At 71.9% G+C, this 13,218-nt stretch carries 11 protein-coding genes; 5 read left to right on the top strand and 6 right to left on the bottom strand.

Translation table 11 applies throughout. The annotated features are described in order from the left end of the window. Nucleotides 1-177 precede the first annotated feature (177 nt). On the top strand, nucleotides 178-1,551 hold the full coding sequence (locus ACTMS2_RS28015) for a cellulase family glycosylhydrolase (protein WP_441178068.1): 1,374 nt from the start codon (nucleotides 178-180) through the stop codon (nucleotides 1,549-1,551). A 303-nt stretch (nucleotides 1,552-1,854) separates the two neighbouring features. On the opposite strand, the gene ACTMS2_RS28020 is transcribed toward ACTMS2_RS28015, so the two are convergent. From ACTMS2_RS28020 to ACTMS2_RS28035, 4 genes are read right to left on the bottom strand one after another with little or no spacing between them, the layout of a single operon-like run. Further along, nucleotides 1,855-3,993 (bottom strand): alpha-galactosidase, encoded by a 2,139-nt coding sequence (locus ACTMS2_RS28020; RefSeq protein ID WP_441178069.1) that lies wholly within the window; start codon nucleotides 3,991-3,993, stop codon nucleotides 1,855-1,857. Continuing rightward, nucleotides 3,990-4,901, bottom strand: coding sequence for a carbohydrate ABC transporter permease (locus ACTMS2_RS28025; protein WP_441178070.1), 912 nt, complete (start codon nucleotides 4,899-4,901; stop codon nucleotides 3,990-3,992). Before ACTMS2_RS28025 ends, ACTMS2_RS28020 begins: the two co-directional genes overlap by 4 nt. Beyond that, nucleotides 4,898-5,854, bottom strand: a complete 957-nt coding sequence (locus ACTMS2_RS28030; protein ID WP_441178071.1) for a carbohydrate ABC transporter permease — start codon at nucleotides 5,852-5,854, stop codon at nucleotides 4,898-4,900. Before ACTMS2_RS28030 ends, ACTMS2_RS28025 begins: the two co-directional genes overlap by 4 nt. A 21-nt stretch (nucleotides 5,855-5,875) precedes the next feature. Continuing rightward, complete coding sequence (locus ACTMS2_RS28035) at nucleotides 5,876-7,201, bottom strand: ABC transporter substrate-binding protein (RefSeq protein WP_441178072.1); 1,326 nt, start codon at nucleotides 7,199-7,201, stop codon at nucleotides 5,876-5,878. Nucleotides 7,202-7,474: 273 nt separating this feature from the next. On the opposite strand from ACTMS2_RS28035, the gene ACTMS2_RS28040 reads away from it, so the two are divergent. Both ACTMS2_RS28040 and ACTMS2_RS28045 read left to right on the top strand, forming a co-directional pair. After that, entirely contained in the window at nucleotides 7,475-9,481 is a 2,007-nt protein-coding gene (locus ACTMS2_RS28040; protein ID WP_441178073.1) for a beta-galactosidase, read from the top strand. 22 nt (nucleotides 9,482-9,503) lie between these two features. Further along, on the top strand, nucleotides 9,504-10,280 hold the full coding sequence (locus ACTMS2_RS28045; protein WP_441178074.1) for a DeoR/GlpR family DNA-binding transcription regulator: 777 nt from the start codon (nucleotides 9,504-9,506) through the stop codon (nucleotides 10,278-10,280). A 91-nt stretch (nucleotides 10,281-10,371) separates the two neighbouring features. Here ACTMS2_RS28045 and ACTMS2_RS28050 read toward each other — a convergent pair whose 3' ends face one another. Beyond that, entirely contained in the window at nucleotides 10,372-10,713 is a 342-nt protein-coding gene (locus ACTMS2_RS28050) for a hypothetical protein (RefSeq protein ID WP_441178075.1), read from the bottom strand. Between the two features lie 313 nt (nucleotides 10,714-11,026). On the opposite strand from ACTMS2_RS28050, the gene ACTMS2_RS28055 reads away from it, so the two are divergent. After that, nucleotides 11,027-11,986, top strand: coding sequence for a sporulation protein (locus ACTMS2_RS28055; RefSeq protein WP_350823810.1), 960 nt, complete (start codon nucleotides 11,027-11,029; stop codon nucleotides 11,984-11,986). Nucleotides 11,987-12,067: 81 nt separating this feature from the next. Here ACTMS2_RS28055 and ACTMS2_RS28060 read toward each other — a convergent pair whose 3' ends face one another. Beyond that, a complete protein-coding gene (locus ACTMS2_RS28060; RefSeq protein WP_441178076.1) occupies nucleotides 12,068-12,457 on the bottom strand; it encodes a hypothetical protein in 390 nt (129 codons plus the stop codon). A gap of 346 nt (nucleotides 12,458-12,803) precedes the next feature. Between ACTMS2_RS28060 and ACTMS2_RS28065 the strand changes: the two genes are divergently transcribed. Continuing rightward, nucleotides 12,804-13,211, top strand: a complete 408-nt coding sequence (locus tag ACTMS2_RS28065; protein ID WP_441178077.1) for a hypothetical protein — start codon at nucleotides 12,804-12,806, stop codon at nucleotides 13,209-13,211. Nucleotides 13,212-13,218: the final 7 nt, after the last annotated feature.

A 13,218-nucleotide genomic window follows, 5' to 3' on the forward strand; every position in this document is an offset into this window, starting at 1 on the left:
CCGCGTCCGGTGTCGACCGACCGCTGCTTAACCGGTTCATTGCGTGACCGGCCCGACCCGCCTACGCTGATCCCTGCGCCGCCGGGAGCCGGGCGGCGGCTGCCGGGCTGCAGCCGCCATCCCCTGTGACGTCCCACCCCCACCTGGGCAGTGGGGGTCCTCCCTCTGAGGAAGGCCATGAAGAAGAGACTCTCCGCCGCCGGGGCGGCCCTGCTCGCGTTGCTGGTCGCCGTACTGGCGTTCGGCCAGCCCGCGCGGGCCGCCACCGGCTTCTCCGTCGCCGACGGCAAGCTCTACGACGCCAACGGCAGCGAGTTCGTCATGCGCGGCGTGAACCACGCGCACACCTGGTACCAGCAGCAGACCAGCTCCTTCGCCAACATCAAGGCGCTCGGGGCGAACACGGTGCGCGTGGTGCTGGCCAGCGGCCAGCGGTGGGCGAAGAACGACACCGCCGACGTCGCCAACGTCATCTCGCTGTGCAAGGCCAACCGGCTGATCTGCGTGCTGGAGGTGCACGACACCACCGGCTACGGCGAGCAGAGCGGGGCGGCCACCCTGGACCAGGCGGTCGACTACTGGCTCAGCGTCTCCAGCGCCCTCGCCGGCCAGGAGAAGTACGTCATCGTCAACATCGGCAACGAGCCGTACGGCAACCAGGGCTACGGCACCTGGGCGACCGACACCGCCAACGCGATCAAGCGGCTGCGGGCGGGCGGCCTGACGCACACCATCATGGTCGACGCCCCCAACTGGGGCCAGGACTGGTCGTTCACCATGCGCGACAACGCCGCGTCGGTCTTCGCGGCGGACCCGCAGAAGAACACCGTCTTCTCCATCCACATGTACGGCGTCTTCGACACCGCCGCCGAGATCAGCGACTACCTCGGCCGGTTCCGCGCCGCCAAGCTGCCGATCGTGGTCGGCGAGTTCGGCTTCGACCACTCCGACGGCAACCCCGACGAGGACACCATCCTCTCCTACTCCCAGGCCAACGGGATCGGCTACCTGGGCTGGTCGTGGAGCGGCAACGGCGGCGGCGTCGAGTACCTCGACATGGTCACCAGCTTCAACCCCGCCGCGCTGACCACCTGGGGCCAGCGCATCTTCAACGGGGCGAACGGCATCAAGGCCACCGCGAAGGAGGCGACGGTCTTCGGCAGCACCCCGCCGCCGACCTCCCCGCCGCCCACCACCCCGCCGCCGACGACGCCCCCGCCCACGACCCCGCCACCGTCCACCCCGCCGCCGGGCGGCTGCACGGCGACGTACACGGTGACCAACCAGTGGCAGGGCGGCTTCCAGGGTGAGGTGAAGGTGACCGCCGGCTCGGCGGCGATCACCGGCTGGACGACGAAGTGGACCTTCGCCAACGGTCAGACCGTCAGCCAGTCCTGGAGCACCGTCCTGAGCAGCAGCGGGGCGACCGTCACGGCCCGCAACGCCGACTGGAACGGTCGGCTGGGCGCCGGCGCCAGCACCAGCTTCGGCTTCATCGCCAGCTGGAACGGCACCAACGCCACGCCCGCGGTGACCTGCACCGCGAGCTGAGATCCGGCGTACCACCGGTGGCCGGGCCCGCGCGGGCCCGGCCACCGGTGGGCGTTGCCGTGCGCGCTGTCGAGCTGCCCCGTCCGTGGGACCGGCCGCCGCCGCGGACCCGCAACATCCTGCCCCGTCTGCGCGGGCAGCTCGACAGGGGCGACACGCTCTTCCGGTCCCCGACGAGCGCGGCGCCGCATGCTGACCCGCAACCTCCGGGACGTACGGCAGGGATACACCGTGTCGTGTCGGGTCAGCGCCCGGTCGGGAGGTGGCCAGCCCGGCTCTTCGGGAAGAACCGCCCCACCTCGTTCAGTCGACGGCGGTGACCTCCAGCAGCACGGTCTGCTCGGGATGCAGCGCGGGCATCTGGAGCCCGACGGTCGCCAGCACCGCGCCGCCGAGCGTCACGCCGCCGTCGGCCAGCCAACCCGGCCCGGTCAGTTCGAGGGTCGCGGGTTCCGGCACGCCGGCGACGGGCCGCACCGCGTACCGGCGGCGGGGGTCGAGGCCGGGAAGCCGGACCGGCCCGGGCGTCTGGGCCACCGAGGTGGCCAGCCGGGCCACGGCGTACACCGCGTGGGCGCCGTCGTGGGCGACCACGCCGTGCGCCCAGACGGCCGGGTCGGGGTGGTCGACCCGGACCACCCGGCCGGCGTGCAGCAGCGGGCGCAGCCGCTTGTGCAGCGCGACCCAGGCGGCCAGTTCGCGGCGCCGACCCGCGTCGATCGTGCCGATGTCCCACTCGATGCCGTAATGGCCGAAGAGCGCGGTCGCGGCGCGGAAACCCAGGTCGTGCACGCGGTGGGTGGTGTGCGAGCGCTCCGGCCCGATGTGGCTGCCGACCAGCTCGGGCGGGAGCAGCAGACCCGTCCAACGCTGGATGGCCAGCCGTTCCAGGGCGTCGTTGCAGTCGCTGGCCCAGACCCGGTCGGTGCGCCGCAGGATCTCCAGGTCCACCCGCGCGCCGCCGGACGCGCAGCTCTCGATCTCCACCCGCGGGTGGCGGCGGCGCAGCTCGTCGAGGAGCCGGTAGGCCGCGAGGGTCTGTCCGTGCACCCCCGGGCGGCCCTGGTGGCCGGCCTCGGTCAGGTCCCGGTTGTGGTCCCACTTGAGGTAGTCGATGCCGGGGTACGCGGTGAGCAGCGCGTCGAGCCGCTCCAGCAGGTGGGCGTACGCGGGCGGGTGGGCCAGGTCGAGCACCTGCTGGTGCCGCCACGTCGGCGGCAGCCGGCCGGGCGTCGACAGCACCCACTCGGGGTGGGCGCGGAACAGCTCGGAGTCCGGGTTGACCATCTCCGGTTCGACCCAGAGACCGAACTGCATCCCGCGCCCGCGTACGTGGTCGACGAGCGGGTGCAGGCCGTCGGGCCACACGGTCTCGTCGACGTACCAGTCGCCGAGACCGGCGCGGTCGTGGCGACGCCCCCGGAACCACCCGTCGTCGAGCACGAAGCGTTCCACTCCGACCTCGGCGGCGTGGTCGGCCAGCGCGCGCAGCCGCTCCAGGTCGTGGTCGAAGTAGACGGCCTCCCAGACGTTGAGGGTGACCGGGCGGGGCGTGGCCGGGTGCTGCGGGCGGGCGCGCAGGTGGGTGTGCAGGACGTCGCTGATCCCGTCGAGCCCGGTGGCGGAGAAGGCGGCGTACAGCAGGGGAGTGGCGTACTCCCCGCCGGGGTCGAGCACCACCTCGCCGGGGGCGAGCAGCTCGCCGCCACCGAGGACCGACTCGCCCGTCGGCCGCCGCTCGGCGAAGGTGACGTGGTCGCCGCTCCACGCGGTGTGCACGGCCCACACCTCGCCGTGGCCGAAGCCGAACCCCGCCGTGCCGGCCACCAGCAGCAGGGTCGCGTCGTGCCCGGTGCGGCCGTGCCGGCCCTCGCGTACCCAGGTGCCCATCGGCCAGGGGTGCCGCTGCGGGGACCGTTCCCGGCACCACCGGCCGGTCAGGTCGAGCAGTTCGGTGGCGACCGCCGGCACCGGCAGGACCGGCGTCAGCTCCCGCAGCTCGTACGGGTGGTCGCCGGTGTTGCGCAGCCGGTGCCGCAGCAGCACCAGCCCGGTCGCGTCGAGCGTCAGCTCGACGGTCAGCGACAGCCCGGCGGCGGCGTCGGCCGCCCGTACGGTGACCCGGGCGGGACCGCTGCCGTCGTCGGCCACGTCGACGTCGTCGAGCCGGAAGGCGGTGGACCAGTCCCGGCGCTCGCGGTGCCCGCCCAGCGCCGGGCGGCCGCCCCAGCCGGCGGACGCCTCCGGCAGCAGGGACAGCACCGTCGGCGCGTCGAAGCTGCTCGGTACGACCGGCGCGACGGTCGCGGCGAGCAGGGCGGGCAGGTCGTCGGCCGGGACCGGGCCGAGGTCTGCGCCCCAGTGCGCGAGGCGGGGCAGCCCCGGGCCGCGCGCGTCGAGCACCACGCTGGTCCGGGCACGGCGCAGGTGGACGACACTCATCCTTTCGACGCTCCCAGGGTCAGGCCCCGGACGAACTGCCTCTGCAACAGGAAGAACACCACCAGGGTCGGGATCGCGACCAGCACCGAGCCGGCCGAGACGAGGTTGTTGTCGGTGAAGAACTCGCCGCGCAGGTTGTTCAGCGAGCTGGTCACCGGGAACTTGTCGCCGGTACGCATGAGCACGGTGGCCCAGAAGAACTCGTTGTAGATCCAGGTCACCTCCAGGGTGGCCAGCGCGGCGAGGGCCGGCCGGCACAGCGGCATGGTGACCTGCCAGTACTGGCGCCAGACGCTCGCCCCGTCGATCATCGCCGCCTCGTACAGGTCGTGCGGCAGGGCCTTCATGTAGTTGCTGAGCACGAAGACGCAGAATCCGCACTGGAAGGCGACGTTGACCAGGATCAGCCCCCAGTAGCTGTCGTAGAGCACCTCCGAGTCGCTCATGAACGCCGGCAGCGGCACCTGGGTGAAGAGCCGGAACAGCGGGATGAGCAGGGCCTGCTGGGGCAGCAGGTTCGCGGCGGTGAACAGGCCGAGCAGGACGATGTTGGTCTTCCAGCTGAACCGGGCGATGACGAACGCCACGCAGGAGGCGAGGAAGAGGGTCAGCAGCACCGCCGGCACGGTGATGTAGACGGAGTTGAGGAAGTGCTTGCCGAACTCGGCGGTCCGCCAGGCGGTGACGTAGTTGTCGAGGGTCCACCCGCCGAGCGAGACGTAGCCGTTGGTGGCCGTGTACTCGTAGGAGCGCAGCGAGGTCAGCACGGCCCAGAGGATCGGGAAGAGCCAGCCGATCGCCACCGCGGCGAGGAAGACGTGCAGCACGATCCGGGCCGGGCGCGGCGGCGGGCGCCGCCGGGGTGCGGGGGCGGTGCCGGCTTGCCGGGACACGGTAGCGGTGCTCATCGGCGTCCCTCCCGCAGCACGGTCGCCAGGTAGACGGTGATGAAGAGCAGCGAGACGACCAGCATGATCGTCGCCAGCGCGGAGCCGAAGCCGATCCGGCTCGCCTCGCCCACGACGTTCTGGGTGACCAGCGCCGAGAGCAGTTCCAGGCCGTTGCGGCCCTTGTTGATGACCCAGACCAGGTCGAACGCGCGCAGCGACTCGATCACCGTCACCACCAGCACGATGATGTTGATGGGCCGCAGGACCGGGAAGATCACCTTGAAGAAGGTCCGGCCCTCCGACGCGCCGTCCACGGCGGCGGCCTCCCGCAGCGACGGGTCGACGCCCTTGAGCCCGGCCAGGTAGAGCAGCATGATGTAGCCGACGTGCCGCCAGCCGGCGGCCACCAGCACGGCCCAGATGTTGACGTCGGGGTCGCCGTACCAGTCGACGTTCGTGCCGAGGACGGCGTTGAGCAGGCCCTGGTCGCGGGAGTAGAGCAGCTGCCAGACGAAGCCGATCAGCGCCAGGGAGAGCACCACCGGCAGGTAGAGCGCGGTCTGGTAGAACCGGGTGCCGTGCAGCTCCTTGTCCAGCAGGACGGCCAGGAACATGCCGAACGGGGTGGCCACCGCGAACAGCGCCGCCAGCCAGAGCAGGTTGTTCTGCACGGCCGGCACGAACGGCGGGTAGTTCTGGACCACGTCGGCGTAGTTGCGACCGCCGACCCACTCGATGTCGGAGACCGGGCCGATGCCGTCCCAGTCGGTGCCGGAGAGCAGCACGGTGGCGCCCGCCGGCAGCCAGACCAGGCCGACGACGAGCAGCAGCGGTACGGCCACCATGAGCGCGACGACCACGCGGTCGGTGCGGGACAGCAGCCGTACGCGCCGGCGGCGGCCACCCGTGGGGGTGGTGGCCGCCGCCGGCGGCGCGGCGCGATCCGCTTGGATCAGGGGCAGGTCGGACACGGTGCCCTCACCCTCTCGCCGTCAGTCGGTGAAGATCGACTTTTTCTGGTTCTCGATGCTGGACGTCAGCCCGTCGATGTCCTTCGGGTCCTTGATGAACTGCTGGAGCGCCGGGATGATCACCGTGGAGGCGAAGTCCGGGCGGGTGTCGCGGTCCAGGAACTGGGCGATCTCGGTGGCCGAGCCGACCAGCTCGGCGGCCTTCTTCTGCAGGGCGCTGTAGCCGCTGGTGTCGGCCTCGCTGTTGGCGACCAGCGTGCTCGGGTCGTTCTTGACGGTGATGTCCGCGGCGGCCTTCGAGCCGACGTACTCCAGCAGCTTCCTGGCGTTGGCCTCCTGCTTCGGCTTGCGGGCCATCATGTAGCCGTCGATGGGCGCGTCCAGGGCCTTGGCGCCGATCGCCGGGTCGATCTCGGGGAAGGTGAAGAAGTCGAGGTCGGCCAGGTCGTCGCCGTCGAACTGCTGGCCGACGAAGAGGCCGAGCAGGTACATGCCGCTCTTCTTCTGCTGCAACGACTGGGCGGCCTCCTGCCAGGTCCGGCCGAGGCTGTCCGGCTGGTGCAGGGGCAGCAGGCCGCGCCAGGTGTCGAAGACCTTCTTCACCTTGTCGGAGGTCCAGGACTCCTTGCCGGCCATCAGGTCGATGTGGAACTGGTAGCCGTTGATCCGCAGGTTGAGGATGTCGAAGGTGCCCATCGCCGGCCAGCCGTCCTTGTCGGCGAAGGCGATCGGGGTGAGGCCGTCCTTCTTCATCTCCCCGGCGAGCGCGGTCAGGTCGTCGAGGGTCTTCGGCACCTGGTAGCCGTTCTGCTGCCAGACCGACTTGCGATAGAAGACGGCCCACGGGTAGTACGACGACGGCACGAAGTACTGCTTGCCGTCGTCCCCGGTCGACGCCTTGCGGAACGCGTCGGACATCCCGGAGAGCTTGCCCCAGACGTCGCTGAGATCCCCGGCGAGGCCCCGGGCGGCGAAGAACCGCATGCGGTAGCCGGCGAACCACATGAACACGTCGTCCGGCTTGCCCTGGAGGTAGTTGTTGATGTTCTCCTGGAACGTGTTGTGGTCGACGGTGTTGACCGCGACCTGGAGGCCGGACGAGGTCTGGAACCCGTCCACGACCTTCGCGACCACCTCCTTGGGTTTCGGGTCGGACTGGTTGGAGCCCAGCGACACCGTCTTGGCGTCGGATCCGCCGGAGTCGGAACCGCAGCCGGCGAGCAGGCCCGTGCCGAGCAGCGCGGTGCTGCCGGCGGCGCCGGCCAGCAGCGAACGACGGTTGAGGCCGGCCACGGAGGGGGGTACGAGCCGCGCGAGGTATTCGGCTCGGGTGCGGGGACGGGACATGGTGCCTCCTGCGGATGAAGAGGAGTGCCCGAGGGCCGTCGGTGGCGGTGCCCCGGCAACCGTGATCACACATCCGGATCCATCGCGAATCCACATTGGCGAACACGAATTGCCAGTGGCGCCTCAAGCTACTCGTCCTCCGGGCGCTGTCAAGAGGGCGGCTGACGCCCGCCAATCCGGCCGCGACAAGGGCATTGGGAGGTAAACGTTGTAAAGATGATCGATGTTGGAACGTGTTGACTTGGCCGGCTTCGCCGGGCACGCTCTGCGTTCATGCGGCGATGGCAGGGCGACGACATGTGGTTCGGCGCCGACTACAACCCCGAGCAGTGGCCCGAGTCGACCTGGGCCGAGGACGTCGAGCTGATGCGCCGCGCCGGGGTCAACCTGGTGTCGGTGGGTATCTTCTCCTGGGCGCTGCTGGAACCCGCCCCCGGCGCGTACGAGTTCGGCTGGCTCGACCGCGTGCTCGACGTGCTGCACGACGGCGGGATCTCCGTCGACCTCGCCACCGCCACCGCGAGCCCACCGCCGTGGCTGGCCCACCGGCACCCCGAGACGCTGCCCCGGCGCGCCGACGGCGCGATCCTCTGGCCCGGCGGACGGCAGGCGTACTGCCCCAGCTCGCCGGTGTTCCGCGAGCGGTCGCTGGCCCTGGTCGAGGCCCTCGCCACCCGGTACGCCGAGCACCCCGCCGTCGTCATGTGGCACGTCTCCAACGAGCTGGGCTGCCACAACGTGCACTGCTACTGCGACGTCAGCGCCGAGGCGTTCCGCCGCTGGCTGCGCGAGCGCCACGGCGACCTGGACGGGCTCAACGACGCCTGGGGCACCGCCTTCTGGAGTCAGCGCTACGGCGACTGGGCCGAGATCAACCCGCCGCGCACCGCGCCGACCTTCGCCAATCCCACCCAGCAGCTGGACTTCCTGCGCTTCTCCTCCGACGAGCAGCGCGCCCAGCTGCGCGCCGAACGCGAGGTGCTCGATCGGCTGGTGCGCCAGCCGGTCACCACGAACTTCATGGTCGGCACCGGCATCAAGCACCTCGACTACCACTCGTGGGCGTCCGACGTGGACCTGGTCGCCAACGACCACTACCTCACCGCCGCCGACCCGCGCGCCCACGTCGACCTCGCCCTCGCGGCCGACCACACCCGGGGCGTGGCCGGCGGCGCGCCGTGGCTGCTGATGGAGCACTCGACCAGCGCCGTGAACTGGCAGCCGCGCAACGTCGCGAAGGCCCCCGGGCAACTGCGCCGCAACAGCCTGGCGCACGTCGCGCGGGGCGCGGACGGCGTGCTCTTCTTCCAGTGGCGGGCCTCCCGTGCCGGGGCGGAGAAGTTCCACTCCGCCCTGGTCCCGCACGCCGGCCCGGAGACCAAGGTGTTCCGCGAGGTGTGCCGCCTCGGCGCGGACCTGCGGGCCCTCGCCGAGGTACGCGGCAGCCGGGTCGAGGCCGAGGTGGCGATCCTGTTCGACTACGAGGCGTGGTGGGGCGCCGAGCTGGACTCGCACCCCAGCGTCGACGTCGCGTACGTCGACCGCCTCAGCGCGCTGCACGACGCGCTGTGGCGGGCCGGGGTCACCGCCGACGTCGTGCACCCGTCGGCCGACCTCGCCCGCTACCGGCTGGTGCTCGTTCCGACCCTCTACCTGGTACTAGACGCGCACGCCGCCGCGCTGCGCGCGTACGTCGAGGCGGGCGGCACCGCCCTGGTGACGTACTTCAGCGGCATCGTCGACGAGCACGACCACATCCGCCTCGGCGGCTACCCGGGGGCGTTCCGGGAACTGCTGGGCGTACGCGTCGAGGAGTTCTTCCCGCTGCGGGCGGGGGAGCGGGTCACCCTCGACGACGGCTCCGGCGCCGACGTGTGGACGGAGTGGCTGCACCCCGAGGGCGCGCAGGTGCTCGCCGCGTACGCCGACGGGCCCCTGCCGGGCGTGCCGGCGTTGACCCGGCATGCCGTGGGCGCGGGCGCGGCCTGGTACGTCGGCACCCGGCTGGACGCGGCGGCGACCGACCGGCTGGTCGCCCGGCTGGTGGCCGAGGCGGGCGTACGCCCGGCGGCGCAGGCCCCCGCCGAGGTGGAGGTGGTCCGGCGGCGTGCCGGCGAGCGCAGCTGGCTCTTCGTCATCAACCACACCGACGCCGACGCCCGGCTCGACGCGACCGGCGTGGAGCTGCTGACCGGGGCGGCCTGCGCCGACCACCTGGTCGTGCCGGCCGGCGAGGTGGCCGTGGTCCGCGAGGAACCGGCCGCAGGCGCGGCCCGGTGACGGCGCGAAGGAGGACGTCCGGATGCTGGCCCGACAACGGCAGACCGCGATCCTCGAACTGATCCGGCAGCACGGCGGCGTGCGGGTCAGCCACCTCGTCAGCCGGTTCGGCGTCTCCGACATGACGATCCGGCGCGACCTGGAGGTGCTGGCCGAGCTGGGGCTGGTCGACAAGGTCCACGGCGGCGCGACCCTGCCCGGCCCCGGCTCCGCCGAGGAGCCCGGCTTCGCCGCGAAGTCGGTCCGCCAGCAGGCCGAGAAGCGGGCCATCGCCGGGCGGGCCGCCGCCCTCGTCGAGCCCGGCATGGCCGTCGCGCTCTCCGCCGGCACCACGACCGCAGCGCTGGCCACCCTGCTTGCCGACGTACGCGGCCTGACCGTGGTGACCAACTCGATCCCCGTCGCCGACGCCCTGCACCAGAACCCCCGCGCCGACCGGACGGTCGTGCTGACCGGCGGCATCCGTACCCCGTCGGACGCCCTCACCGGCCCGGTGGCCGAGGCGGCGATCGGCTCCCTCAACGTCGACGTGCTCTTCCTCGGCGTGCACGGCATGAGCCCGCGTACGGGGTTCACCACGCCGAACCTGCTGGAGGCCGGGACGAACCGGTGCCTGATCGAGGCGTCGCGGCGCCTGGTGGTGCTGGCCGACCACACCAAGTGGGAGACCGTCGGGATGGCCACCATCGCCCCGCTGTCCGAGGCCGACGTGCTCGTCACCGACGCGGGCCTGCCCCCGGAGGCGCGCGCTCAGCTCGCCGAGCAGGTCGGCGAACTGGTCGTCGTCGAGGGCGGCTGAGACCTTCGCCCGCGCCGTGGCGGTTGATCCCGGCGGTTCCGACGTCGCCGCAGGCTGACCGGTGCCTCCCCGTCGAACGAGGGCGTGACCCTCAGCTCGTGGACCCCGGCGTCCGCTCGGCCGGCGCGGACACACCGTCCGCGGGCCGGACGCGCTTCCGCCACCGGTGGTGGCGCCACACCGCGACTGTGACGGCCACGGCAACGAGCAGCGCGGTGGCGCCCTTCCAGGCACGTTCGAACCACGATCTGTCGTTGCCGAACGCCGCATCACCGGCCGCCATGAGCCACAGCCCCACCCACGCCCACTGCCAGCCGCGTGGCCGGGAGAACGTGCCCGGCGGGGCGGAGAACGCGACGGACACGGTGACTGCGGCGCCGACGACGACGATCAGGGGTCCGCCGACGCGCGAGGTGGCCTCCCACAGCGACATGAACCGATCATGGCACCCCGGCACCACCACCAGAGCCGTTGCTCGACCCGTACGTCGGCCTCACCGAAACCGACCTCTCAGCCGTCCGTCAGTGGCTCGCGCGGGACGACGGCGCCGCTTGATCACCTGCTCGCTCGTGCCGCCGGTCACGCGGCCGTCGACGCCGCGACGTCCACTCCGCGACGGTTCCACCTGCGGTGCTTCCGTCGGACGGCGCGCCTTCACAGGCACTTCACAGCGCCCACGGATAGGGTCCCGGGAAGTCAGCGACCGGCTCCAAGGTGGAGCGCGGTGTCTTTGCACGGGAGTTCCGATGGTCTTCAAGAAGATGTTGAGCGCGTTCGGCGTGGGCGGGCCGAGCGTCGACACCGTCCTGACCAACCCGAACACCCGGCCCGGCCTGACCCTCGAGGGGCAGGTGAACCTGCTCGGCGGCGACGCGCCGGCCAACATCGAGCAGGTCGTCGTCGGCCTGGTCACCCGGGTCGAGATCGAGGGCCACGACACGGAGTACGCCGGGGTCATGGAGTTCCACCGGCTGCCGGTCAGCGGCCCGCTCCAGCTCGCCGCGAAGCAGCAGCTCGCCATCCCGTTCCAGCTCCCGATGCCGTGGGAGACCCCGATCACCGACGTCTACGGTCAGCGGCTGCGCGGCATGACGATGGGGCTGCGTACCGAGCTGGCCATCGCCCGGGCGGTGGACAAGGGCGACCTGGACCAGGTCAACGTGCACCCGCTGCCGGTGCACGAGCGGATCCTGGAGGCGTTCCAGCGGCTCGGCTTCCGGTTCAAGCACGCCGACCTGGAACGCGGCCACATCCGGGGCACGCAGCAGACGCTGCCGTTCTACCAGGAGATCGAGTTCTTCGCCTCGCCCCAGTACGCGAGCACCATCAACGAGGTCGAGCTGACCTTCGTGACCAGCCCGCACGGTGTCGAGGTCATCCTCGAGTGCGACAAGCGCGGCGGGTTCCTCACCCCGGGGCACGACGCGTTCGGTCACTACCGGGTCGCGCACACCGACGCCGACGGGACGGACTGGGTCCAGGTGGTCGACGGCTGGCTGCGGGAGACGACGTCCCGCTACGGCAGCCTGCGCGGCGCGCACGGCTTCGGCGGGCACGGCCACGGGCACGGTCACGGCCGGGGGGTCGGCATGGGCGGCGTCGTCGCCGGCGCCGCGGTGGGAGCCGTCGGCGGCATGATCGTGGGTGACATGATCGGCGATGCCTTCGAGGGCGACGGCGAGGACTTCGGCGGCTTCGAGGAGTAGGACCACACACGACGGTGGCCCCCGGGACGACAGTCCCGGGGGCCACTGCGGTGCCGTGGTGCGCGGCTACGCGGTGCCCGGTCAGTGCCGGGCCTTGCGCTCCTCGCCGCTGCGCCAGTTGCTGCCGGCCTTGGCCAGACCACGGCTACCCAGGTACCCGATGGTCAGCAGTGTGATCATGAACCAGGCGTTGTCGGCCCGGAAGATGTCCACCCCGGCCGTGTTCCGGCCGACCAGCTGCGAGGCGGCCAGCACGCCGATCACGGCCGCGATGTAGACCCAGAACTCGGTCGTCCGCAGCGACGGCTTGGTCTCCGTGCCGGGCGCCTGCATGGCCTCCCGGTGCCCGTCGTGCATCATCGGCATCGGACGGGTGGGCGTCTCCTGGATGGCCCTGTCCTGCATCGCCCGGTTGGGCATGTCCTGCGTCGGCCGGTTCATCGGCCTGGTGGAAGCAGCCTGCGTGCTCATCTTGTCCTCCTCAGGATGCGATGAGTCGTACCTGCGTTCCCTCGCCCCGCTACCGCGTGTCGGCCACGGCACGGTTCGCGTTCATGGCGGGGGCACCCGCCGTCTACCCGACCCGACGGGGGCAGTAACACCCACCGCCAGCCGGAATCCTCCCCGCCCCACGCCCCGTGCTCCGGCAGCGATCATGCAGTTGTGGTGGGGTGCAAAACGCCCTGATGGGCCGCTGGCGGGCACCACGACTGCCTGATCGGCCCCGTCCCCGCCCCCCGCCAGGCATGGGCGGGGGTTTGGTGGTGGGGGTGATGGGCACGCGTCTCGGGACTACGACTCGTGCGAGGTGATGGACATGCGTGAGGACGACATGCGGCAGGACGCCGCCCGGCGTGCCGAGGAACGGATCGCCGGTGGCGTGTACGGCGAGGGCGCTCTCGACGAGGTGACCGTGCCTCCTACCGACGTGCAGCGGGTGATCCAGGACGAGGACCCGGACGATCCGGCCCACGTTCCGGTCGATCCGGAGGTGCTGCGCGACGGCGGCCCCACCCGGGGACAGGGCGCCGTCACCACGACCGGCGGCACCGCCGGACCGGCGTCCGTCCGCCGGTTGGCGCGGCAGCCGGAGCGGCACCCGGGCAAGGTGGCGCCGACCACCACGGGCGACGCCACCACCGGCGGTCTGAGCACCCCGGCCGGCGGATCCACCAGCGACCAGTCCGGCCCCGCCAGCCAGGTCGGCGACTTCACCCCGGACTGACCCGCCG

The sequence above is a fragment of the Micromonospora sp. SD12 genome, assembly GCF_052068495.1.
GTDB classification, from domain to species: Bacteria; Actinomycetota; Actinomycetes; order Mycobacteriales; family Micromonosporaceae; genus Micromonospora; species Micromonospora echinofusca.